This is a genomic window from Bartonella sp. CL436QHHD, assembly GCF_042195105.1.
GTDB lineage: Bacteria > Pseudomonadota > Alphaproteobacteria > Rhizobiales > Rhizobiaceae > Bartonella.
Genome location: NZ_JBHINR010000004.1, coordinates 78,244 through 102,777 on the forward strand (window position 1 = coordinate 78,244; position 24,534 = coordinate 102,777).

A 24,534-nucleotide genomic window follows, 5' to 3' on the forward strand; every position below is an offset into this window, starting at 1 on the left:
TCACAATACTCTAATGCTGTTTAATAATAAATTATAGACAATGTTATCTTTTCATTCAAAGATAATAGTTTCTAAACCTAATAATAAATTTTAAAAGCCATTAAAGTGAACGATATCGTAGCGTTTTTTACATCAATTTTATCTACTTTTAATAGGAAACAGCCCCTGCAAATCATAATCTCAGTTGAATTATGAAATCATAAATCCTAAAAAGGGATATGCACTTTATTCCCAAACTTTTTCCTGCAAAGCTTATCCGTCGTTATAAACGTTTCCTTGCAGATGTTCAACAAGATGATCAGCATGTCCTCACCGTGTCTGTACCTAATACAGGATCAATGCTTGGATTAACAGCTTTCAACTCCAATATTTGGCTTTCTTATCATAACGACATCAAACGAAAATATGCCTATCAATTAGAAATTATTGAAGCCGATAATACTTTGGTTGGCATTAATACTTCTTTACCCAATAAGCTTGCGTTAGAGGCAATTCAAAACGGATTACTACCAGAATTAAGTGGATATAAAACAATTTTAAAAGAACAACGCTATGGGACACAATCACGAATTGACTTTCTTTTACAAGATGACATTCTTCCTGATTGTTACCTAGAAGTCAAAAATGTTCATTTTATTCGTCAGAAAGGATTAGCAGAATTTCCTGATAGCGAAACAAAACGTGGTGCACGTCACCTTGATGAGCTCATAGGAGTTGTACAACAAGGAAAACGAGCTGCTATGCTTTATATTATTCAACGAGAAGATTGCACAGCTTTTACAATTTGTCATGATCTTGATCCACTCTATGGACGTAAGTTTGATTTAGCATTAAAATCAGGGGTAGAATGTTATGCTGTAAAGTGTCATGTAAGTGTAGAAGGCATTTTTCCGATTCAGAGAGTAAAAATAGAAAATAGAAGAAACAATGACTGAGTATATCGAATATAATAAAATCCCTTTAAAATTTAATGGAAAAATCCGCATTTTCGATGATTATGCTTTTGCTAAAATGCGTGAAGTTGGTCGTATTGCTGCAGAATGCCTTGATGCGCTTACGGATATTATTAAGCCGGGCGTTACTACGCAAGAAATTGATGATTTTGTATTCGTTTTTGGTGCTAAGCGAGGAGCACTTCCTGCTGATCTAAATTATCATGGATACAGCCATTCATGCTGTACATCTATCAATCACGTTGTCTGCCATGGCATTCCCAATAAAAGACCTTTGCAAGAAGGTGATATTGTAAATGTTGATGTAACCTTTATCCTTGATGGTTGGCATGGGGATTCAAGCCGAATGTATCCTGTTGGAAAAATTAGGCGTGCAGCAGAACGCTTGCTAAAAATAACCTATGAAAGTCTTATGAAAGGAATCGCTGTCGTTAAGCCTGGAGCAACGACAGGTGATATCGGGGCAGCCATTCAACAGTATGCAGAATCTGAACGCTGTTCAATTGTGAGAGACTTTTGCGGACATGGTATCGGCCAGCTTTTTCATGATGCTCCTAATATCCTCCATTATGGAGCCCCTGGAGAAGGAGTCGAATTAAAACAAGGTATGATGTTTACAATTGAGCCTATGATTAACCTTGGTAAACCACAAGTTAAGATTTTATCTGACGGTTGGACTGCTGTTACCCGTGACCGTTCTCTGACAGCACAATATGAACATACAATTGGTGTGACAAATGAAGGATATGAAATATTTACGCAATCTCCTAAAAATATTTTTTATATTCCAAATTCGCATACCTAACGCAACGTAGAGATGTTATGGCTAAAAAATTAAATCAAAAGGAAGGTACTCAAAGTAATCACTTTGCATTAACATCGAGTTCTCCACTCACCCCAGTATCAGAAAGAAAAAGTGAAGAGCCTCAGAAAAACGCACAGCTTCATAAACATTATCAAGGACATCGTGAACGTCTTCGGAAGCGCTATTTAAAGTCAAAAGGAAATGCAATTGAAGATTATGAGTATCTTGAATTATTGCTTTTTCGCACAATACCCCGTGCAAACACAAAACCCATAGCTAAAAATTTGATAGCGCGTTTTGGTTCATTAGCTGATGTGTTGGGAGCGGACATTCACCGACTTCAAGAAATTCCAGGATGTGGTCCCGCCACTGCAATTGATTTAAAAATTATTTCAGATGTTGCTGGACGTCTTGCTCGTGCGCAATTGTTTAAACGCGATATTTTTTCATCATGGGATAAAGTTTTAGCTTATTGTAAAGCTGTTATGGCTCACGAAACACGTGAACAATTTCGTATTTTGTTTCTTGATAAGAAAAACGGCTTGCTTGCTGATGAGGTGCAACAAACTGGAACCATTGATCATACCCCTGTTTATCCTCGTGAAGTTATTTCTCGCGCTTTAGAGTTATCCGCCTCAGGACTTATCTTAGTCCACAATCACCCTTCTGGCGATTCCACTCCCTCTGATGCAGATATAACAATGACATATAGATTAAAAGATGCAGCAAATGCATTAGGCATTATTATCCATGACCATCTTATTATTGCACGAAATAACCATACGAGCTTTAAAGCGTTAAAACTTATATAAATCTTATGGGATAAAAAGACTTCATTCAACTATGAATAACAAATCAATTTTCTAAATCAATATCTAATATAGCCATTGAGAAATTATAGGAGAGCTCTTCTTCATCATCATCTCGATAGATAATGCCTAAAAACTCATCTCCCATATAAACCTCACAAGAATCACTCTTTTTAGGCCGTGCTCTGACTTGCAATGCTGAGTTTTGGAATATATTTTTAAAATAATGATCAAGTTTTTTTATTTCATCAGCATTCACTATGCTCTCCTGTTTTTTGAAACGATTAAAATAATTGCGTGTCGCGCAAATAAGACACTCTTATGATTCTGTAAAGTCAGTAAAAAAGCATAATCTGAATATTTACTTAATGTTACATATATTTACAACGTTCTTTATAAATTCATAAAGAACGTTTACAAAAAGAGTCTATCATTATTAAATATACCCGTATAGATTAAAAAATGGCAAAAAAACTGTATATTTTTAATAATTTTACTTTATCTCCAATTTTAGCATCTGTATTTAGAATGCATATTCGTAAGAATAAATTGATCAATAATTTATAATTTTGTTCCTTTTATAAAAAATATAAATAACAATATTTTTTTATTTAAAACTACATTTTTTAGCAAAAAATATTTATTACATCATTCAAAAATAATTCTTTTTAATAACTTTTAAAGTATAATTATCTAATCTTAGAAGAGTTACATCTCTGAAAAATATACAAAATAAGCTAATAAGAGTTTATTTTTCTTTTCATTCTTTATAAAAACTTATGTCACAAAAGAAAGATTTTTAAATAAGCTTTTTTAATTTATACGAGATAAAAATATTGGGTATTTCTGTAAATTCTAAAAGCTATGAAGAATTCTTATTTTATAGGATAACGAGAAAGAAAATCGATAACACCTTTTTTATAAACTTTATCGCCTACAGCAAGCATATGATCTCGATCAGGAATTGATATAGCTTCACCACAAGGCAACAAGGCTGCCAATGGCTCTGCAGCACCGCCAATTTCATCTAATGAACCAACAGCAACAAGTGCTGGTTGTTTGATTTTGTAAACTTCAGACGCCGTTAACTCCTGTTTTGATGTAATGATACAAGCAGCAAGAGCACGTCTATCGCTTTTCGTTTGATCTGCAAATTTACGGAACATTAAACCGCGTGCATTGGTAATGGTGGAAATATCTTCTGCTAAAAGGGCCTCAGCAACGGGCTCCCAATTTCCTGCTCCCGTCACCATACCAATACCTAAACCACCAAAAATAACACTGTGTACATATGTTGGATGCAAAAGAGCCATAAAAGCACTAATACGAGCCCCCATAGAATATCCCATAACATGAGCTTTAGATAACTCTAAATGCTGTAGTAACTTTACAGCGTCGCCAGCCATAGCTTGAGGTGTATAAAAGACAGGATCATAACTTTTAACTGAATCTCCGTGACCGCGATTATCAAGAGCAATAACACGATATCCTGCTTCAGTGAGAATACGAAACCAACCCGTTGCATACCAATTCACCCGTGCAGAAGATCCAAAACCATGGATCAACAAAATAGGCGCGCCCTGCCCTTCTTCTCGATAAGCAAATCGCAAACCATTATATTCAAAAAAACGAATATCTTCAGCGGTCATTTTTTATTGCACTTTCCACAAAGCACAGGATGAATAACACGTTGCCCTTTTTGTATCTTTTTTTCAGAAATTTCACCAGCGTTAATCTCAAGTGCAAAAGCTGCAGGAACTTCTGATGAAATGGTCTTTGTTGAAAATGGAGAAGTATTTTCAACAATCGATACAATAATTCCCTCAGAGTTTAAAAAAATCATATCTAAAGGTAAAGGGGTATTTGCCATCCACATAAAAATTTTCTGCTCATCTCCCGATTGAGAACTTTTTAGCTGCTTAAAGAGCATTGCACGATCGCGTGGAAAATCAGTTCGATACATTAAACCAGCTGCTGCTTGAGATGGCGTAAAAGCAATCTCTACCTTATAAAAAACCGGACCTTGCTTTGTATGTATTTCTAAAGGAATCGGATGCACAGGAATCTCTATGGGCTCCTTTGCTACAACAACACGCATATCTAGCATAAAAAGCATCACCAATAAAACAATATGCCCCTTTTTAAAAGGCTTTAACATTCTTGTCTCCACCACAGAAAAATTTTAAATTTTGTTTATAAAATAAAAAGTACCAGAGTTTAAAAGTCAAAAAACAAGAGAATTGCTTCCTTGTTATTTTCTAGTTTCTTTCAACGTAATATGCACAATTTCCTTCATTTGGTTTATAGATTCACGAGAGCTATATTTTCTTTAAAAATCTACTTCTATAGCAATTTATGAAACAATCACCTTTAAAAATACAGAAAACATACTGATTTCACTCGTGAAATTTAATGCGTAGCTAAAGGAATGCCTATATCCGGATAAATCTCTGCTGTCATTAAACCTTTTTCTCCTTTACCAAAACGTACAAGAACAACTTGACCGGAACGAAGCTCTGCTAAACCAAAACGGCGCAATGTTTCCATATGAATAAAAATATCTTCCGTTCCTTGCCCACGGCTAAGAAAACCGTATCCTTTGTCACGATTAAACCATTTAACAATTGCTCGTTCTAGTCCACTTTCTGGAGTAACAACAACATGGGTACGGGCTGGAACTTCTGATGGATGAATTGCTGAAGAACAATCTATGGATTTCACCTGAACGCACTTTAATCCTCGTTCAGTTTTTTCCACAGCACAAATGACTTTAGCTCCCTCCAAAGCTGTTTGAAAACCATCCCTTCGCATTACTGTAACATGCAATAATATATCGGGGAAATGAGGTAAATCAGGTACAATAAATCCATACCCCTTACTACCATCAAACCACTTAATGACACCACTGATTTCGATAATCTCCCCACAAGCACCTATACTATCCTCAGATGGGGAACAATCCTTTAATGCATCCTTACTCGTCATAATAACGTGATCCTGTAGCTTATAAATTGTACGATATTGATTCTCTAGGTTTAAGTAAACATTGCTCTTGTATCAACACGCAAGCCCCAAGATAAGATTTCCCCACATTGTCGTATCTTCTATGTTAATGTCAGAGAATATCAACATGAATATTTATAAAACTATTTGATTGTACACTTTACATACCTTACAAGAAGTGCCCTACAAAAGAGGTCATATAAAAGTTTTTTTACATAATGATATTTTGATTAATGTGTAACTTGCATGATGAAGAAGTTCAATATAAGGTGAAAAAACGACAATTCAATTAAGGAAAATGCGCAATGCAATTGAAGAAAATCCTTACGATAATCGCAGCATTTATGGCATTTACAGCAAATGTTTATGCGAGTGAACCTATTAAGATTGGTGTTTATCTTCCATTAAGTGGTCAAAATGCATTTGGAGGTCAGCTTGAAATTAGAGGTATAGAATTAGCCCATAAAAAAGTTCCAGAAATTTTAGGACGTAAAGTAGAACTTGTTATTATTGATAATAAGTCTGATAAAGTAGAAGCGGCTAATGCTGTCATGCGTTTAACAGCAAGTGAAAAAGTGAGTGGAATCATTGGTAGCTATGGTTCTTCGCTCTCGTTAGCAGGTGGTGAAATATCTGAAAAGGCAAAGACTCCAACCATTGCAACGTCCTCAACAAGTCCCCTTGTTACACAGGGTAAAAAATATTACTTTCGTGCTTGCTTTATTGATTCCTATCAAGGAGTAGGAATCGCAACTTATGTAAGCCAAACTTTACATGCAAAAAAGGCTGCTATCCTTAAAGATATTTCAAGCGATTATGCTATTGGTCTTGCAAGTTATTTTACGCGTGCTTTCAAAAAATTAGGGGGTGAAGTTATCTCAAATTTAAATTATAATTCTGGAGATCAGGACTTTTCAGCTGTTCTCACGCAAATTATCGCCCAGAAACCTGATATCTTATTCATTCCATCTTACTTTTCTGAAGGTGCTATCATCATGAAACAAGCACGAGAATTAGGGGCTAAGTTTCAAATTATGGGTGGAGATGCTATGGATAATCCAGAAACCATTACGATTGCAGGAAAAGCTGCAGAAGGTTTCTTACATACGACACTTCCCTATAGTGAGGATATGCCAAATATGTCAGTAGCTGCGCAAGAATTCACAAAAGAATGGAAAAAAGCTTACCCTGACAAAGAACCAAATATCAATTCTGTTTTGGGATACACGAGTTATATGATGTTCATGAAGGCTATTGAAAATGCTGGTAGCACTGATCGTGAAAAAATTACTATCGCACTTAGCCAATTAAAAGATTTTCCTACCCCCTTTGGGGATATGTCAATGGATGAAAATCATAATCCTAAAATTCCTATTGGTATCATTAAAATACAGGATGGAAAACGTGTTTATTTAGAAGAAGTTAAACCTGCTTTTTAATTAAAAAGTTGTACTTATTAAAATGCAAGAATTGGTTGAGGATCTTTTTCTCAACCAAAAACTTAGAAATTTCTTATTGTCCTATGTAAATTAACAAATGTGGAAGGATGAGAGATGAGCACTGAAATGTTCATCCAGTACTTTTTTAATGCACTGGCATTGGGATCTCTTTATGGGCTTATTGCTATTGGCTACACCATGGTCTACGGTATACTGAGACTCATTAATTTTGCTCACGGTGATATCTTTATGCTGGGAGCATATTTTGTTTTCTTTTCCACAATTGGCTTTATGCCTGCTTGGGCAGCTTTTCTTCTTTTGTTCCTTGCTGCTCTTGTTTATTATTCGGTCTTTATAGGCTTTAAAAGGCGTCCTCCAATTTATTGGATTGCTACTTTTTTAATTCTTGCGCTAGGATTTGTTTATTATTTTAAAATTTCCCCACAAGATTTTACACCGATTTGGGTTTTAGCTCTTTGTTTTTCCATTTTTATTACAAGTGCTGTGGGTGTTGCTGTTGATCAATTTGCTTATAAACCTCTACGCCATGCTCCGCGCATTTCGGCACTTATCGGTGCAATCGGTGTTTCTTTTTTTATTGAAAATCTTGCTACTGTACTCTTTAGTGGTGTTCCGAAAGGTGTACAACAGCCAGATTTTCTTGTAACACCATTTTTATGGCATCTAGGATCAGGAGCAGATGGTATCATCAGAATTGCTCCCATGTCTTTGATCGTTCCCTTTGTGTCATTAATTCTTATTTTATTACTATTATGGATTATCCATAAAACAAAACCGGGTCTTGCTATGCGCGCAATCTCCCATGATATTGAAACAACACGTTTGATGGGTGTATCTGTCAATAAAGTTATTGCGTTTACATTTGGAATAGGCTCAGCTCTTGCCGCCATAGCAGGCATTATGTGGTCTTTACGTTATCCTCAAATTCAGCCTTATATGGGTGTTCTTCCTGGTCTCAAAGCATTTATCGCTGCTGTTATCGGAGGTATTGGTTCGATACCAGGTGCAATGTTGGGAGGATTGTTATTAGGGTTTATTGAAATTATGATTATCGCATTTTTTCCCGCGCTATCTGGATATCGAGATGCCTTCGCTTTCATTTTATTGATTCTGATTTTATTGATATTGCCCACAGGATTAATGGGTAAAAGAAGTCAGGAGAAAATCTAATGGCGAAGTCAGCGACAACTGTTTTATCGTGTATAAGTATTTTCGTTTTTATAGGTTTTTTATTTTATGCTGATAGCCATTTTAATGACTATACGCTTCGTATCATAAATCTGATTGCTATTAATGCGATATTGGCAATTTCGCTTAATTTGATTTACGGTTTCACAGGTATGTTTTCTCTTGGACATGCTGGATTTATGGCTATTGGTGCTTATGTTTGCGCAATTTTACTTCTTTCCCCTGAACAAAAAGAAATGATGTGGATTCTTGATCCTATTGCTGAACCATTATACCATTTACAGTTACCTTTTTTTATAGCTGTTGTTATAAGTGGTTTGTGTGCTGCAGTTGTAGGTTTATTAATTGCTTTACCAATATTGCGTCTTGGTGGTGATTATCTTGGAATTGCAACATTAGGTTTTGCAGAAATTATTCGCATTGTCATTACGAACGCAACATCGCTCACAAATGGCTCTTTGGGAATCAAAGGAATACCTCAAAATGCAACATTATGGTGGAACTACGGTTGGCTAGCATTTACTGTTCTCTTTATTGTCCTCTTACTGCAAAGCAATACTGGTAACGTATTACGTGCTATCCGTGATGATGAAATAGCTGCGAAAACTATGGGAATTAACGCTTTTTTCTACCGTAGTTTTTCTTTTACTGTTGGAGCGTTTTTTGCAGGTATAGGTGGCGCATTAATGGCGGCTCTTATTTCAACCATTGATCCAAAAATGTTTAATTTTCTTTTGACTTTTAATATTTTGATGATTGTTGTTGCTGGTGGTCTCGGTTCAATTACAGGGAGCATTATTGGCAGCATTATTATTACAGTAATGCTTGAATGGCTTCGTATTATTGAAAGTCCATTTGACTTAGGTTTTATACATATTCCAGAAACCCCAGGACTTCGTATGGTTGTTTTTTCTCTTTTATTGCTGGTAATTATCTTGTTTTGGAGAAAAGGGTTAATGGGACAACGAGAATTCTCATGGAATGGAATTTATAGCTTTTTGACACGCAAAAAGCTTTCTAATACTGAGGGAAAGCTATGAACGACAACATCCTTTCACTCAATAATATTGTAATGCGTTTTGGCGGATTAGTTGCTGTAAATAATGTTAATATGGCAATTAAACGAGGAAGTATTACTGGGTTAATTGGTCCCAATGGTGCTGGAAAAACAACAGTTTTCAATATGATTTCTGGATTTTATGCTCCTACAAGCGGCATCATTCTTTTTGATGAGAAAAAAATTTCTGGAGCGTCTCCTTATATTATCTGTAGAAGCCATATTGCCAGAACATTTCAAAATATTCGTCTTTTTTCAGGGTTAACGGTTTTGCAGAATGTTATGGTAGGAGCGCATGTTCGACAAAAATATCCTTGGTTTTCTTCAGCTCTATTTTTTTCAAAAGCAATGAAAGAAAAGAAGGAAGTTTATAAAAATTCCTTGGAGCTCCTTGAACAGCTACAACTTGATCACCTTGCCAATCAATCGGCAACAGCTTTACCTTATGGTGTGCAACGACGTCTAGAAATTGCACGCGCGTTAGCCACAAAGCCCAAATTGCTTCTTCTTGATGAACCTGTTGCTGGCATGAATCCACAAGAAAGTGAAGATCTTAGAAAATTCATCGCAAAAGTGCAAAAAGACTTTGATCTTACAATTCTTCTTATTGAGCACGATATGAAAGTGGTTATGGGGCTTTGCCAACATATTTTGGTTATGGAATATGGCTGTTGCATTGCCAATGGTACACCAGATGAAATTCGTAATAACCCTAAAGTTATTGAAGCTTATCTTGGCGGAGATGTTTATGGATATTCTTAAAATAAAAAATCTTTACGTTCATTATGGCGCCATTAAAGCTGTCCAAAATCTTTCTATGTCCATAAAGCGGGGCAGTATTGTCACTTTAATTGGAGCCAATGGTGCAGGAAAAAGCAGTATTGTACGTTCTATTACAGGACTTAATCGCTCTGTTTATGGAGAAATTACCTATAATGGCAAATCTATTATTAAAAAATCACCAGAAGAGATTTTGCGATTAGGGATTGCTCTAAGTCCTGAAGGACGACGTATCATGCCCCATCTCACTGTTTTAGAGAATCTTCATCTAGGTGCTTATATTCGTCACGATAAGCAGGGAATTTCCCGTGATATTGAATGGATATTTGACCTTTTTCCGCGCCTACGTGAAAGAGCAAAACAGTTGGGAGGAACAATGTCAGGTGGTGAACAACAGATGGTTGCTGTGGGCCGTGCACTCATGAGCAATCCTGATATGGTCATATTAGATGAACCCTCGTTGGGGTTAGCGCCACTTCTCGTTCGAGAAATTTTTTCTATTATTCGAAAAATTAATGATATGGGAAAAACTGTTCTTCTTATTGAACAAAATGCATTTGCGGCACTTTCCATAGCTGACTATGCTTATATTTTAGAGGTAGGACATATTTTATTTCACGGTGAAGGAAAAACTATGCTCTCTGATTCGCGTGTTAAAGAAGCCTATCTTGGTGGATAAAGACTACGAATTAAGGAAATAGAGCTCATTCCCTCCACCTTCTAAAAAAGCATTTCTCATTAAGGATGAGAAATGCTCCTTTGTGAATTTTGACTATTACATCCACCATTTTTCTGCACTGAATATTCCTGCTTCTTGTTCAATAATATGCGCTATCTGAAAAATGACTTCTTCAGAAAAAGGTTTACCAATCAATTGCAATCCTAGAGGTAAACCATTTGATGACAGACCAGCAGGAACAGAAATTCCTGGTAAACCAGCCATATTGACTGGTACCGTAAAAATATCATTAAGATACATTGCTACAGCATCAGTTTTTATTTTTTCATCAGCAATACCAAAAGCAGGTGTTGGTGTTGCTGGTGTCAAAATAGCATCAATGCCTGAAGCAAAACATTGATCAAAATCACGTTTTACGAGTGTTCTTACTTTTTGAGCTCTTAGATAACAGGCATCATAATAACCAGATGAAAGGACATAAGTCCCCACCAAAATACGCCGCTTAACTTCATTACCAAAACCAACAGAACGTGTATTTTCATACATCTCAATGATGTCTTTTCCAGGCATGCGCAAACCAAAACGCACACCATCATAACGCGCTAAATTAGAAGAGGCTTCTGCAGGAGCTATAATGTAATAAGAAGGTAGAGCATATTTTGTATGAGGCAAAGAAATATCCTTAATCTCAGCACCTGCTTCTTTTAACCAATTTATTCCTTTTTGCCAAAGCTCAATAATTTCTGGAGACATTCCATCCACATGATATTCTTTTGGAATACCTATTTTCATTCCTTTGATTGATTGACCAAGATAACTTTCATAATCAGGAACTGGTAAATTGACGGAAGTAGAATCTTTTTCATCAAAAGAGGCCATTGATCTGAGTAAGATAGCACAATCACGAACATCTCTGGCAACAGGTCCAGCTTGATCAAGAGATGAAGCAAACGCGACAACGCCCCATCGCGAACAACGTCCATAAGTTGGCTTTATTCCTACAGTTCCAGTAAAAGCTGCTGGTTGACGTATTGAGCCACCTGTATCTGTTGCTGTTGCCCCAGCACAAATTTGTGCAGCAACAGCGGCAGAAGATCCTCCCGATGAACCACCGGGTACGAGTTTTTCATTCGAGCCTTTTTTTCTCCATGGACTAATAACGGGGCCATAATATGATGTTTCGTTGGATGAGCCCATAGCAAACTCATCCATATTAAGTTTTCCTAACATCACAGCACCGTCTTGCCATAAATTAGCTGTGACAGTTGATTCATAGTGCGGTTTAAAACCATCAAGGATATGTGAACAGGCTTGAGTATGAACACCATAGGTTGCAAAAAGATCTTTAATCCCCAAGGGGATTCCTTCTAAAAGCCCTCCCTGCCCTTTCGCTAAGCGACTGTCTGATTCAGCAGCCATTTTCATTGCCTGTTCTGCTGTTATTGTTACATAAGCATTCAAAATTGGATTAGCTAATTCTATTGCTTGTAAATAAGCTTCCGTTAATTCTGTTGCTTTGAGATTCTTCTTTGTTAAAGCATCACGAGCTTGCGCAATTGTGAAGGTTGTTAAATCAGTCATATTGGTTCTCAAATTTCAAAAATATAAAAAATTACTCAACAATTTTTGAGACAAGAAAAAAATTTTCTTCTGTAACAGGAGCATTGGCTACAATATCTGCTGCTTTATCACCATCTGTAACACTATCTTCACGCATTCGTAGAGTCATCGGCATCACAGATGTTAATGGCTCAATTCCACTGACATCAACTTCATTCAATTGTTCTACAAAACCTAAAATAGCATTGAATTTTTTTGTCACAGGTTCTATCTCATCATCGTGGAGGGCAATCCTTGCTAAATGTGCTATCCGCTTGACTGTCTCTTGATCAACAGACATACTCTTTACGCCTTTCTGCTTTTTTGTTTATTTATTGATCTTTATTCTGGCTATACAAGGCTGCACTTGTAAGTGCAAGAATATTAGATAACATGAATAAAGAATATAACTATAGATCTGAAACATTAAAAAACGTATTATTCCCTTATGACTGTTATTAATATAGATGAAGTTATAACACATCTTTTGCCTAAACAAACAATAGCAGGCTTAGATTTAGGGACAAAAACTATCGGAATTGCCATTTCTGATATGGGGCTGACTGTCTCAAATCCACGTCCTGTACTACAGCGAAAAAAATTTACAGAAGATGCTTACACACTTATTAAAATTTTTGACCGTGAAAATGTAGGCGTTATTATCATTGGCTTACCTCTTAACATGAATGGAAGCAGTGGCTCTCGTGTTCAAGCAACCAGAGCTTTTGTGAGCAATATGAAAGCTTATACAAAAATTCCATTTGTTTTTTGGGACGAACGTTTATCAACAATTGCTGCGGAACGGTCTCTTTTAGAAATGAATGTATCGCGCGCTAAAAGAGCAAGCCGTATTGATTCGGCAGCCGCCGCTTTTATATTGCAAGGTGCTCTCAATAGAATTCAACACTTTCATCATATGGAAGGATAGAGGACATTGAGCAAATGCCCTGCATTATATCGTGCAATGAGCATCCCGTAAGAAGATCTCCATTGTCCCCCAAGGCGGCTTTCCATATAGGCATTTGCAACATGTTCTATGTCTGTAGAACGTAATGCTGCTGCTGCTGCTGCATAAGCTACCTGTTCAACAAAAAACCTTCCTGCACCTTCATTTGCTGATGCCATATCACCTGCTGACTTAATGATTTCAATTGCTCGGGGTCCCGCTGGCCCAATATCAAGAGCAATTTTTTCCAACAATTTCTGAAACAATCCCGGTGCTTTTTCAGCAATAAGAATGGCATCCTTTACCAATTGATTAGCAGAACTATTTCTCACAATTCGCGCAGGCCCATTATGCAACATTTGTGATAATGGATTATTCTCTATAAAACTTTCAATACCAAGTTGTGCAATAATTTCACCAATAATAGGCACAACCAATTGACTTACATGATAAGCAATAATAGGTGTCATAATACGGGCAAAAGCGGCTTCAGAACGGTCATTTGCTGCATTGTCAAATGCTCTCGCTAAACGCAAAACCAATGCTTGTGAGGCAGCTATATCTAATGCAATATCTGCAAAAATACGTTCTGTCAGTGGAGGTAAAGGCTGATTGGGCATTTTTTTCCGGAAAAAATCTATACCAAATTGAAGAGCCGCTCGTAAAACACCTGCCGATATGACAGATTGATCGAAACGCATCATCGTCTCGATATCTTTAATAACTTTAAGCCCTTCTCCAGCATTTCCCAAAAGCCAGCCATAACTGCCTTGGAAATCGACAACCCCCTCTGGTGTTAAAAGTTCTCCAGAACGCTGAATTAAATGACGAATCGATATAGATCCATTTAATGCGCCATTTTCTTGTATGCGTGGAATAAAAAAACAACTTAAATGACCATTTAAATCTGCACTAACAAGATATCCGTCAGCGGTAGGATTAATAACATTGGTTTTTACAACATTTAAACGATATAGATCACGTTCCATACTTTCATCGAAAGAAATTTTCTTAACACTTGGAAAATTGAAAGCGTATTTTTCAATATCGTCAAATGCACAAGTTAGAGAAGCAGCCTTTTTATGATGAATAGGCTTTGATGAAGAATCATATTGGCGTGATAAAAGTACATTTTGCCATTTTTTGAAGAGCTCAATATCACTAATTAAAACAGCAATAGCTGCACTCGTTATGATAACTTCATTCAAATGTCCTGTTTCTAAACCAGCAGATAAAGCTAAACGAATCGCACGCGCTTGATAGCGTACTCCATTTTCTGAACTCGCATTTTCCCAAAGTGAGGTAACCAAACCTGCTTGTCTAGAATATTGTTGAAGAGCTTGATAGGAAGAATGGATCTCTAATTTTTCCGTTGGTTGCCCCCATTCATCATTATAGCATAATAAAGGCTTATAATGATTCGCTAAGCAAGAAAGTTTCCATGCTTCTCGACTCGCGGCAAAATCCCCTATTTCTTCAAAACTTGCTAACAAAAACTTAGGCAAAGTAGAAGCAATACGAAACATAAGCGTATCGCTAAGAAATGTATTTTTTCGACGAGTATTTTGCGCAGATACAGCACTCATAGGTATATTCCTACATTCAAATCATTCATATCATAGACTATTTGTCTTTTTAGAGTTAAGAAACATTTATCATATTCAAACAAATGCTTGTTTAACCTGTTTAGAGAGAGATAAAGAAGAATGCTATGATTCAAGATAATTTTTTTCCACTTTTCCCTCATCAACATCTTTTAGCTATTAAAGATCTGAGTGTACAAGATCTTAATACATTGCTTGATCGTGCAGAAGCAAATGTTATCCTTTCTAACAAAATTGATAAAATAAAATCTACTTTGCATGGACGGACTCAAATTAATCTCTTTTTTGAAGCCTCTACGCGAACACAATCTTCTTTTGAATTAGCGGGTAAAAGGCTAGGTGCACATGTGATGAGTCTTGCGATCGGCAACTCATCTGTAAAAAAGGGAGAAACATTACTTGATACAGCTACAACTCTCAATGCAATGAAGCCAGATATACTGGTTTTTCGCCATAACAGTGCAGGAGCGGCAGCTTTATTAGCGCAAAAAGTTGATTGTTGTGTTATTAATGCAGGTGATGGTGCTCATGAACATCCAACCCAAGCTTTATTAGATGCTCTAACCATTAAAAGGGCAAAAGGTCGTATTGAAGGATTAACTGTTGCGATTTGCGGAGATATCTTACACTCACGTGTTGCCCGTTCCAATATCTTGTGTCTTAATGCTTTGGGTGCTCGTGTTCGTGCTGTTGCTCCCTCAACACTCTTACCCGCAGAAATCGCTCATATGAGTGTTGAGGTTTTTAACACGATGAAAGAAGGTCTTAAAAATGCTGACGTTATCATGATGTTGCGCTTACAGCATGAACGGATGACAGGCTCTTTTATTCCCTCTACGCGTGAATATTTCCATTATTTTGGCTTACATAAAGAAAATTTAGCCTATGCCAAAAATGATTCTATTATTCTGCATCCTGGCCCATTAAACCGTGGTGTAGAGATTGCATCCGACATAGCAGATGGACCACAAAGTATGATTCATACACAAGTAGAAATGGGAATTGCAGTGCGTATGGCTGTCATGGAGGCTTTATTAGATTCACGCGCAAAGATCAGTGGAGAAAAAAAATGATAAAACCAATTGTTTTTCAAAATGCTCGTATTATTGATCCTTCGCGCACAATCGATGAAATTGGTACAGTTATTGTTGAAAATGGACGAATTATAGCCGCTGGAAAAGAAGCTCTGAATCAGGGATTCCCTGAAGAAGCAGAAGTTATTAACGCACAAAACAAAGCAATTCTCCCTGGACTCGTTGATGCGCGCGTTTTTGTTGGAGAATTAGGGAATGAGCATTGTGAAACAATTGCATCAGCAAGTCAAGCGGCCGCAGCAGGTGGTATTACTTCCTTTCTTATGATGCCAAACACGCATCTAGTTATTGATAATATTGCTCTGATTAAATTTATTACGCATACAGCACAGGAAATCTCATTGGTCAATATTTATCCCGTTGCTTCAATCACACAAGGTTTCAACGGACAAGAAATAACCGAATTTGGTTTGCTCAAAGATGCAGGAGCCGTTGCTTTTAGTGAAGGCAAAAAAACACTTCAAAATTCATCTGTTATGCGGCGTGCAATGACTTATGCACGCGATTTTGATGTTCCATTGATGCATGAAACGCAAGATAAAGATCTTACAGGGCAAGGTGTGATGAATGAAGGACTGCTTGCCAGTTGGCTTGGTCTTTCTGGCATCCCTCGCGAAGCAGAAGTTATCCCACTTGAAAGAGATCTGCGATTAGCAGTATTAACGCAAACACGCTATCATGCCGCTCAAATATCGACAGCACTCTCTGCTGATGCACTTCGTTTAGGTAAAAAACGCAGTGAGAAAATTTCAGCGGGTGTATCTATTAATCATTTATCTTTCAATGAAAATGACATTGGTGAATATCGCACCTCTTTTCGCTTAATGCCCCCATTGCGTACAGAAGAAGACCGTATAGCAATGATTGAAGCAATAAAGGATGGGACTGTAGATGTTATTGTCTCTTCTCATGATCCTCAGAGTATCGACAAAAAACATTTACCATTTAATGACGCGGCAGTTGGCGCTATTGGTATGGAGACCTTATTGAGCGCAGCCTTACGCCTTTATCATGATGATAGCCTATCTCTTCTACGGATAACGGAACTTTTGTCAACGGCGCCTGCAAAGCTCTTTGGACTCAATGCAGGAACACTCAAAAAAGGTGCTCATGCAGACTTTATTGTGGTTGATCTTGAAGAACCATGGGTTGTTTCGAAAGAGAAGCTCTATTCACGTTCAAAAAATACCCCTTTTGATAATGCACGTTTTCAAGGACGTGTGCTCCAGACCTTTGTGAAAGGGAAATCCGTTTTTAAACTTGATCAACAAACTTAATGAGATTCTTAATGAATGAAGCAGAAATATTTTTTCAGTCCACTCCATGGTTTATTTTCCTCATATCTTATCTCATTGGCTCGATTCCATTTGGTCTTCTTTTTACGAGATTGTTCAAAATTGGTGATATAAGAAAAATCGGTTCCGGCAATATTGGAGCAACAAATGTTTTACGAACAGGAAATAAAAAGCTTGCTGCTCTAACACTTCTTTGTGATATGTTAAAAGGAACTATCGTTGTTTTGATTATAAAGTTTTTTAGTAATCCGCTAGACAATAGTATACTTGTTTCTCTAGCGGGTTTTTTTACTTTCTTAGGACATCTTTTCCCCGTATGGCTTAAATTTAAAGGTGGCAAAGGTGTTGCTACCTATCTAGGGGTCTGTTTAGGAATCTATTGGCCCGCAGCAATTATTTTTATTATTGTATGGAGTGCGATTTTTCTTCTCATGCGTTATTCTTCATTATCTGCGCTTATTGCTGTTACGATCACACCGATATTTGTTTTTTATTTTTCCGCTTCTTATTTCTATTGTATGCTGATTGTGATGAGCGTATTTGTGTTTATAAAACATTCTGCAAATATCAGTAGATTATTAATTGGGGAAGAAAGTAAGATTGGTACGCAACACGGAGATAAATAAAGGAATCCTGCTTACTGATCGTCAACGTCTAAGTTGGTTACGGTTATTGCGCAGTGAAAATATTGGAGCTGTTAGTTTTCGCAATCTCATTGATCATTATAAAACAGCAGAAAATGCTCTGGCAGCGCTGCCAGAGCTTAGTAGAAAAGGTGGTGGTTCTGTATCTATAAAAATAGCAAGCTTAGAAGATGCAGAAAAAGAAATGCAAGAAGCTGAAAGATTAGATATTCGGTTCATCGGTGTGGGCGAACCAGACTATCCAGCTTTTCTTAAGGTTACAGAAGCCCCTCCGCCGCTTATTGCTATCAAAGGTAATATTTCAATTTTTCAAAAAACTTCTATTGGAATTATAGGTTCTCGAAATGCTTCAGCTGCTGGGAAAAAGCTTACGGCTCAATTTGCGCGTTTTCTCGGAGAAGCAGACTTTGTAACAATTTCTGGTCTCGCTCGTGGAATTGATAGCGTTGCGCATCAAGCAAGTTTAAAAACAGGAACTGTTGCAGTCATGGCTGGAGGAATTGATCATATCTATCCTCCTGAAAATAAAAAGTTGCACGAAGATATTATCGCCAACGGTGGGGCCATCATCAGCGAAATGCCCATTTCTTGGAAGCCGCGTGCTATCGATTTTCCAAGAAGAAACCGTATTATTGCAGCTCTATCACTTGGTCTCTTGGTTGTAGAGGCAGCCCTGCGCTCAGGGTCCTTAATTACCGCACGTCAAGCAGCTGAAATGGGACGGTTAATTTTTGCCATTCCCGGTTCTCCACTTGATCCAAGATCTGTTGGTACAAACAATCTTATCAAAGACGGTGCTCTACTCACCACACATCCTTCTGACATTATAGAAACACTTACGCCATTAATTTCACCGCTTCCAAATTCGCAACTCAATTTTTTTGAGGAACCATCCTCTTTACAACTTGAAAAGGAGAATTTTAATTTAGCAGATGAAAAAAACAGCGGTCTCTCTTCAGCAGATGACAATGCAGCACGCGCAGCAGTTCTCTCCGCTCTTTCAACAACGCCAATCGATTTAGACACACTTAGTATCCACTCAGGTGTTTCACTCCCAGCTCTCTACCTCTTGTTGGTAGAACTCGACCTTGCTGGAAAGCTTATTCGACACTCTGGTGGTTGTGTGTCATTGTCGAATCTTGATCTTCCCCAAGAGCCTCAGCACTATTAATAATGCTTTGCCCTTCTTTGGCAACCATATCCAAAAGCAATGCTAAAAGCGGACTATGCGCCTGACGCGCCATCTGATTCATTTGCTTTGACATGTCTGTAATATATTGGATAACTTTTAAATGATTTATAAACATAATCCTCTATCCTTGAGCATTTCCCCTCCTACCTCTCAATAGACGTCTTAGTATTTCGCCGTATGTTTTTGTAATAACAGTGGAAAATAAATCGTGTAATTCTATATAGGGTGTATTCTAATAATGACAATCATAAGTTGTACAATATTCATGTTTTTTATATGGCTAATATTTTTTTATGTGCTCTTAAGCAATTGGCATTAGCTATTCGCGTAAAAGGCGTTTATAAAAAAATTTTTATTTCAATATTTGGGTAAAATTATGAATATCGTTATCGTTGAATCTCCAGCAAAAGCAAAAACAATTAATAAATATCTTGGATCTCAATACAAAGTTGTCGCATCATTTGGACATGTTCGTGATTTGCCTGCAAAAGATGGTTCTGTTTTACCGGATCAAGATTTTTCTATGAAATGGGATATAGATTCTGCTGCCGCTAAACGTTTAAATGAAATAGCAAAAGCCGTTAAAGAAGCCGATAGCCTTATATTAGCAACAGACCCTGATCGTGAAGGGGAAGCTATTTCATGGCATATTCTGGATGTTCTCCGTCAAAAAAAAGTTTTAAAAGATAAACCTATTAAAAGAGTTGTCTTCAATGCCATCACCAAAAAGTCTGTGCTTGATGCTATGAACAATCCACGTGATATTGATACATCACTTGTAGATGCTTATCTTGCACGTCGCGCTCTTGATTATCTCGTTGGTTTTACACTTTCACCTGTTTTATGGCGGAAACTTCCTGGTGCCCGTTCAGCAGGACGCGTTCAATCGGTTGCTTTGCGTATTATTTGTGATCGTGAATCAGAAATAGAACATTTTATCAAAGAAGATTATTGGTCCATTACAACACAGTTAAAAACCATCCGAAATGATAGTTTCCAAGCAAGATTGACAATGTTTAATCAAAGAAAAATAGGCAAGCTTGATATTCAATCTCAAGAACAAGCAGACCAAATTCGCCTTATGTTGGAGCAAGCCCAATATCATACACTCAGTGTTGAAGCAAAACCTACAAAGAGAAATCCTTTTCCTCCATTTACAACCTCCACACTACAACAAGCAGCTTCTTCAAAATTAGGATTTTCAGCTTCTCGCACTATGCAAATTGCCCAAAAGCTTTATGAAGGCATTGAAATTAATGGTGAAACGGCAGGGCTGATTACTTATATGCGTACCGATGGTGTGCAAATAGCACCAGAAGCTATTGATTCAGCACGAAAAGTTATTCATGAAACTTTCGGTAAAGACTATATTCCTGAAAAACCACGTTTTTATTCAACAAAGGCAAAAAATGCACAAGAAGCACACGAAGCGATCCGTCCAACAGATTTTCAACGCAATCCTAGTCAAGTCCGTAATTTTCTCGATAGCGATCAAGCAAAGCTCTATGAGCTGATATGGAAGCGTGCTATTGCCAGCCAAATGCGTTCTGCTGACATTGAACGTACAACCGTTGAAATTGAAGCACAGCAAGGAGAAAACCGTGCAAATCTACGAGCAACAGGATCTGTTATTCGCTTTGATGGCTTTATTTCCGTCTACACGGATCAACGAGACGAAGAAAATAATGAAGAAAATGAAACAACACGTTTACCACAAATAAACACTGGTGAAGCACTTACAAAAGAAAAAGTTGAATCCGTACAACATACCACAGAGCCCCCTTCTCGTTATTCTGAAGCTTCATTAATTAAAAAGCTTGAGGAGTTAGGAATTGGTCGTCCTTCGACTTATGCCTCCACATTGGCGACATTGTGTGACCGTGGATATATTGTCATTGATAAACGAAAGCTTATTCCCGATGCTAAGGGACGTATTGTTACGGCCTTTCTTGAAAATTTCTTTAATCGCTATGTAGAATATGGTTTCACAGCAGATCTTGAAGAAAAGCTGGATCTTATATCTGACGGCAAACTTTCTTGGAAAGACGTCTTAAGGGATTTTTGGGATGGATTTAATGCATCTATTAGCAATATCCAAGAACTCCGTATAACCAATGTCCTTGATGTTTTAAATGTAACATTAGCACCTCTCGCCTTTCCTGAACGCGAAGATGGAAGTGATGTGCGTTCCTGTCCTCTTTGTAAAAATGGTCAATTATCATTAAAACTCGGTCGTTATGGTGCTTTTGTTGGCTGTTCCAATTATCCCGAATGTAAATACACACGCCAACTTGGTACAGATACTGGAGAAGATAATGAAGCTGTACGCAATGATGAACCTGTTATACTTGGTATTGACCCTGAAACAGGAAAAGATATCTCTCTTCGCAATGGCCGGTTTGGACCCTATATTCAACTTGGTGAAAGCAAAGAAGTTAAGCGTGCAGGACTACCAAAAGAGTGGCAGGCAGAAAATGTAACCCTTGATAAAGCCTTGGCTTTACTATCCCTTCCCCGTGAAATTGGCATTCATCCTGAAACTGGAAAAATAATCACGGCTACGATTGGACGATATGGTCCCTATCTTAGCCATAACGGAAAATCTGCGCGCCTTCTTCATGCAGATGAAGTTTTTGATATTGGTATCAATCGCGCTGTTACAGTATTGGCAGAACAACAAGAAAACAAAACCAAGCAAAGCAGAACAACACCTGAAGCATTGGCAACATTAGGAGAGCATCCAGAAGGAGGAACCATTACCGTGCGCAACGGGCGTTATGGTCCTTATGTCAATTGGGGTAAAATTAATGCAACATTGCCAAAAGATAAAGATCCCATTAGTGTAACACTTCCAGAGGCACTAGAACTTATATCGGCTAAAGCATCGAGTAAAAAAACAACTTCAAAAAGAGCTTCTTCTAAAACAAAAGCAAAAATAAAAGAGACATAAATTTTGGCTAAAGGTGAAAAAAACATAAAATATCTCTCTTCATTCAAGGGGAAAACTTTTCCCAATAAGGAAGCAATCCTTTCCTTTATAATTGAGAATCCTAACCACTCAAGTAAACGAGAAATCGCTAAAGCTTTTAACTTAAAAGGCGATTCTCGTATCTGGCTTAGAGATATGTTACGTGAGTTAAAGGATCAAAATCTCATATCTAAACACCACAAAAGAGCAATAAACAAAGGAAAATTACCCCCTGTTTCTTTAGTAAAAATTAGCGGACGTGATAAAGATGGAAGTTTTATTGCACAACCTCTTGAATGGGAAGATTCTCCAAAGCCCAATATTGAAATACACTCTTTTCATCACATAACAGGAAGTAATATTGGTGTTGGAGATCATATTCTTGTAAAAGTTTTTCGAAATAAAAATTCTGAAAGCTCAAGCCATCCTTATACGGGACGAATTATTCGTAAAATTGATGTATCTCCCAAAAGCGCATTTGCTATTGTACGAAAATTGGAAAATAATCAATGGCGCCTTGATCCTATAGACCGCAAAACCAATGAACTCATTGTTGAAATGTCTCCAGAAATGAAGATTCAAATTGGTGATCTCGTTGAAGTCGAAATAAAAAAAAATACTGGTTACGGATTAAAGAGCGCAAAAATAAAGAATGTTTTAGGGCACATTAAGAGTGAGAAAACACTCTCAATGATAGCGCTTCTTTCGAAAGGAATTCCTTATATTTTTCCTGAAAGTGTTCTTGAGCAAGCCAAACATATCAAAGCTGCCAATATGGATAATCGTGAAGATTGGCGACAATTACCCTTTATTACAATTGATCCACCAGATGCAAAAGACCATGATGATGCAGTTTATGCAACCAAGGATAAAGACCCAGCAAATAATGATGGTTGGATTATTATTGTGGCCATTGCAGATGTTTCTTACTATATCAAAACAGGAAGCGCTTTAGATAAAGAAGCATTGAAACGTGGAAATTCTGTTTATTTTCCCGATACCGTTGTGCCAATGTTACCTGAACGCCTTTCTCATGATTTATGTTCTCTTCGTGAAGGAAAAGAAAGACCAGCTTTAGCCGTTCGTATGATTTTTGATGCAAACGGTAATAAACGAAAACATAGTTTTCATCGTATTATGATTCGTGTAAGAGCCAAACTTTCTTATCAAGAAGTACAATTGGCAATTGAAGGTAATATAAATGAAAAAATAACCCCTCTTTTTGAGAGCATTTTGCACCCCTTATGGGAAGCCTATGCATGCCTTAAAGCTGCGAGAAATCGTCGCCAACCACTAGAATTAGAAATTGCAGAAAAAAAGATTATTCTTGATCAAAATGGATGCATAAAAGATGTTGTGAGTGAAACACAATTAGAAGCGCATCGTTTAATTGAAGAGTTTATGATACAAGCTAATATTGCAGCTTCTGAAACATTAAAACAACATCACCAGCCGCTCATTTATCGTATTCATGAAAAACCTTCTCTTGCTAAGCAAGAAATACTTCGGAGCTTTCTTCAAAGTTTGGGGATACCACTCTCCCGCGGAAGCGAACTTACCTCAGCGCGCCTTAATAGAATTTTAGAAAAGGTCGCTCATACTCAACAACAAGAACTAGTCAATCAAGTTATTTTGCGTTCACAATCACAAGCAGAGTACAACCCTAAAAATAGTGGCCATTTTGGTTTGAATTTGCAGAACTATACACATTTTACATCACCAATCCGTCGTTATGCTGATCTCATTATTCATCGAGCACTCATTAAAGCTCTCAAATTAGGAAATGATCAATTAACAGATACACAAGAACAAAATCTTGCAGAAATTGCTACGCAAGTTTCTTTATACGAACGCCGTGCAATGATGGCTGAAAGAGAAACGATTGATCGGCTTGTTGCTCACTATTTAACGAATAAAATCGGTCGTATTTTTACAGGCCGCATTTCCGGAGTTACAAAAGCAGGTCTTTTTATCTCACTTGATAAACTCAATACAGATGGTTTTGTCCATATTTCTACACTTAAAAATGATTATTATCATTTTGATGAAGCACAACATGTTCTTGTAGGACAGCGTAGCCATAAAGGCTATCAGCTCAGTGATGTTGTAGAAGTAAAACTTATAACGGTACAACCTTTTGCTGGCGCTTTATGCTTTGAACTGTTAACAAAACCTCGTCCAATAAAATTTTCACCGACATCCTACCATAAAAACAAATTAAAAAAACAAAAGTATACTTTTTATGGGAAAAGAAAAAATTAAGCTTCTTGCCCTCCATTGAATATAATATGAATAATAAATTCAATTTAAGAAATGACTTATATTATATAATATTTATATGTACAATCTTCTTTCTTTAGTATACAAGAGGATAAATTTTATTATTAAGTCTATAATAACCATATAAAAATCTTGCAGTTTTTTATACTTAGAAAATGAGAGAAACTGCAAAGGATAG

23 protein-coding genes are annotated in these 24,534 nt (G+C 37.1%); 15 read left to right on the forward strand and 8 right to left on the reverse strand.

The window, feature by feature from the left end; all coding sequences use genetic code 11:
* The first annotated feature begins 218 nt into the window (after positions 1 to 218).
* Genes sfsA through radC form a run of 3 tightly spaced genes read left to right on the forward strand, consistent with a single transcriptional unit; the run spans position 219 to position 2,570 of the window.
* Positions 219 to 935, forward strand: coding sequence for a DNA/RNA nuclease SfsA (sfsA, locus tag ACFIKN_RS01270; protein WP_273791037.1), 717 nt, complete (start codon positions 219 to 221; stop codon positions 933 to 935).
* Positions 928 to 1,758: a type I methionyl aminopeptidase gene (map, locus tag ACFIKN_RS01275; protein ID WP_375638409.1), complete on the forward strand. Its 831-nt coding sequence runs from the start codon at positions 928 to 930 to the stop codon at positions 1,756 to 1,758. The genes sfsA and map overlap by 8 nt, the downstream gene beginning before the upstream one ends.
* Before the next feature lie 17 nt (positions 1,759 to 1,775).
* Positions 1,776 to 2,570: a DNA repair protein RadC gene (gene radC, locus ACFIKN_RS01280; RefSeq protein ID WP_273791035.1), complete on the forward strand. Its 795-nt coding sequence runs from the start codon at positions 1,776 to 1,778 to the stop codon at positions 2,568 to 2,570.
* A 43-nt stretch (positions 2,571 to 2,613) separates the two neighbouring features.
* On the opposite strand, the gene ACFIKN_RS01285 is transcribed toward radC, so the two are convergent.
* The 4 genes from ACFIKN_RS01285 to ACFIKN_RS01300 form a co-directional block, all read right to left on the reverse strand.
* Entirely contained in the window at positions 2,614 to 2,826 is a 213-nt protein-coding gene (locus ACFIKN_RS01285; protein WP_375631125.1) for a DUF3126 family protein, read from the reverse strand.
* 616 nt (positions 2,827 to 3,442) lie between these two features.
* Positions 3,443 to 4,216, reverse strand: a complete 774-nt coding sequence (locus tag ACFIKN_RS01290; RefSeq protein WP_273791033.1) for an alpha/beta fold hydrolase — start codon at positions 4,214 to 4,216, stop codon at positions 3,443 to 3,445.
* Positions 4,213 to 4,725 (reverse strand): DUF192 domain-containing protein, encoded by a 513-nt coding sequence (locus tag ACFIKN_RS01295; protein ID WP_273791032.1) that lies wholly within the window; start codon positions 4,723 to 4,725, stop codon positions 4,213 to 4,215. The genes ACFIKN_RS01290 and ACFIKN_RS01295 overlap by 4 nt, the downstream gene beginning before the upstream one ends.
* A gap of 251 nt (positions 4,726 to 4,976) precedes the next feature.
* Positions 4,977 to 5,552 carry a cold-shock protein gene (locus ACFIKN_RS01300; RefSeq protein ID WP_273791031.1) on the reverse strand — a complete coding sequence of 192 codons (576 nt, stop codon included), beginning with the start codon at positions 5,550 to 5,552 and terminating at the stop codon, positions 4,977 to 4,979.
* Positions 5,553 to 5,875: 323 nt separating this feature from the next.
* Here ACFIKN_RS01300 and ACFIKN_RS01305 point away from each other — a divergent pair, with 323 nt between their 5' ends.
* From ACFIKN_RS01305 to ACFIKN_RS01325, 5 genes are all read left to right on the forward strand, one after another.
* Positions 5,876 to 7,009 carry an ABC transporter substrate-binding protein gene (locus ACFIKN_RS01305; RefSeq protein ID WP_273791030.1) on the forward strand — a complete coding sequence of 378 codons (1,134 nt, stop codon included), beginning with the start codon at positions 5,876 to 5,878 and terminating at the stop codon, positions 7,007 to 7,009.
* A gap of 114 nt (positions 7,010 to 7,123) precedes the next feature.
* Positions 7,124 to 8,200 carry a branched-chain amino acid ABC transporter permease gene (locus tag ACFIKN_RS01310; RefSeq protein ID WP_273791029.1) on the forward strand — a complete coding sequence of 359 codons (1,077 nt, stop codon included), beginning with the start codon at positions 7,124 to 7,126 and terminating at the stop codon, positions 8,198 to 8,200.
* A complete protein-coding gene (locus tag ACFIKN_RS01315) occupies positions 8,200 to 9,258 on the forward strand; it encodes a branched-chain amino acid ABC transporter permease (RefSeq protein WP_375657787.1) in 1,059 nt (352 codons plus the stop codon). The genes ACFIKN_RS01310 and ACFIKN_RS01315 overlap by 1 nt, the downstream gene beginning before the upstream one ends.
* Positions 9,255 to 10,037: an ABC transporter ATP-binding protein gene (locus tag ACFIKN_RS01320; RefSeq protein WP_273791027.1), complete on the forward strand. Its 783-nt coding sequence runs from the start codon at positions 9,255 to 9,257 to the stop codon at positions 10,035 to 10,037. Before ACFIKN_RS01315 ends, ACFIKN_RS01320 begins: the two co-directional genes overlap by 4 nt.
* The gene (locus ACFIKN_RS01325) at positions 10,024 to 10,734 is read left to right on the forward strand and encodes an ABC transporter ATP-binding protein (RefSeq protein ID WP_273791026.1); all 711 of its coding nucleotides are present in this window, start codon (positions 10,024 to 10,026) and stop codon (positions 10,732 to 10,734) included. Before ACFIKN_RS01320 ends, ACFIKN_RS01325 begins: the two co-directional genes overlap by 14 nt.
* A gap of 96 nt (positions 10,735 to 10,830) precedes the next feature.
* On the opposite strand, the gene gatA is transcribed toward ACFIKN_RS01325, so the two are convergent.
* Together gatA and gatC are read right to left on the reverse strand one after the other, a co-directional pair.
* Positions 10,831 to 12,315 (reverse strand): Asp-tRNA(Asn)/Glu-tRNA(Gln) amidotransferase subunit GatA, encoded by a 1,485-nt coding sequence (gene gatA / locus ACFIKN_RS01330; protein WP_375657788.1) that lies wholly within the window; start codon positions 12,313 to 12,315, stop codon positions 10,831 to 10,833.
* 31 nt (positions 12,316 to 12,346) lie between these two features.
* Positions 12,347 to 12,634 (reverse strand): Asp-tRNA(Asn)/Glu-tRNA(Gln) amidotransferase subunit GatC, encoded by a 288-nt coding sequence (gene gatC, locus ACFIKN_RS01335; RefSeq protein ID WP_273791024.1) that lies wholly within the window; start codon positions 12,632 to 12,634, stop codon positions 12,347 to 12,349.
* 147 nt (positions 12,635 to 12,781) lie between these two features.
* Here gatC and ruvX point away from each other — a divergent pair, with 147 nt between their 5' ends.
* Entirely contained in the window at positions 12,782 to 13,261 is a 480-nt protein-coding gene (ruvX, locus tag ACFIKN_RS01340; protein ID WP_375625758.1) for a Holliday junction resolvase RuvX, read from the forward strand.
* On the opposite strand, the gene ACFIKN_RS01345 is transcribed toward ruvX, so the two are convergent.
* Complete coding sequence (locus tag ACFIKN_RS01345; protein ID WP_273791022.1) at positions 13,246 to 14,865, reverse strand: acyl-CoA dehydrogenase family protein; 1,620 nt, start codon at positions 14,863 to 14,865, stop codon at positions 13,246 to 13,248. The genes ruvX and ACFIKN_RS01345 overlap by 16 nt on opposite strands.
* 125 nt (positions 14,866 to 14,990) lie before the next feature.
* Between ACFIKN_RS01345 and ACFIKN_RS01350 the strand changes: the two genes are divergently transcribed.
* From ACFIKN_RS01350 to dprA, 4 genes are read left to right on the forward strand one after another with little or no spacing between them, the layout of a single operon-like run.
* The gene (locus ACFIKN_RS01350; protein WP_375631119.1) at positions 14,991 to 15,956 is read left to right on the forward strand and encodes an aspartate carbamoyltransferase catalytic subunit; all 966 of its coding nucleotides are present in this window, start codon (positions 14,991 to 14,993) and stop codon (positions 15,954 to 15,956) included.
* Entirely contained in the window at positions 15,953 to 17,254 is a 1,302-nt protein-coding gene (locus ACFIKN_RS01355) for a dihydroorotase (protein WP_375657789.1), read from the forward strand. Before ACFIKN_RS01350 ends, ACFIKN_RS01355 begins: the two co-directional genes overlap by 4 nt.
* Before the next feature lie 11 nt (positions 17,255 to 17,265).
* Positions 17,266 to 17,898, forward strand: a complete 633-nt coding sequence (gene plsY, locus ACFIKN_RS01360) for a glycerol-3-phosphate 1-O-acyltransferase PlsY (protein WP_375657790.1) — start codon at positions 17,266 to 17,268, stop codon at positions 17,896 to 17,898.
* The gene (dprA, locus tag ACFIKN_RS01365) at positions 17,855 to 19,087 is read left to right on the forward strand and encodes a DNA-processing protein DprA (protein ID WP_375631117.1); all 1,233 of its coding nucleotides are present in this window, start codon (positions 17,855 to 17,857) and stop codon (positions 19,085 to 19,087) included. The genes plsY and dprA overlap by 44 nt, the downstream gene beginning before the upstream one ends.
* Here the strand turns inward: dprA and ACFIKN_RS01370 are convergent.
* The gene (locus ACFIKN_RS01370) at positions 19,017 to 19,223 is read right to left on the reverse strand and encodes a hypothetical protein (protein ID WP_005773510.1); all 207 of its coding nucleotides are present in this window, start codon (positions 19,221 to 19,223) and stop codon (positions 19,017 to 19,019) included. The two genes, dprA and ACFIKN_RS01370, sit on opposite strands and share 71 nt — an antisense overlap.
* 261 nt (positions 19,224 to 19,484) lie before the next feature.
* Between ACFIKN_RS01370 and topA the strand changes: the two genes are divergently transcribed.
* Both topA and rnr read left to right on the forward strand, forming a co-directional pair.
* On the forward strand, positions 19,485 to 22,058 hold the full coding sequence (gene topA / locus ACFIKN_RS01375; RefSeq protein ID WP_273791017.1) for a type I DNA topoisomerase: 2,574 nt from the start codon (positions 19,485 to 19,487) through the stop codon (positions 22,056 to 22,058).
* A 3-nt stretch (positions 22,059 to 22,061) separates the two neighbouring features.
* Positions 22,062 to 24,338, forward strand: a complete 2,277-nt coding sequence (gene rnr / locus ACFIKN_RS01380) for a ribonuclease R (protein ID WP_375631115.1) — start codon at positions 22,062 to 22,064, stop codon at positions 24,336 to 24,338.
* Positions 24,339 to 24,534 lie beyond the last annotated feature (196 nt).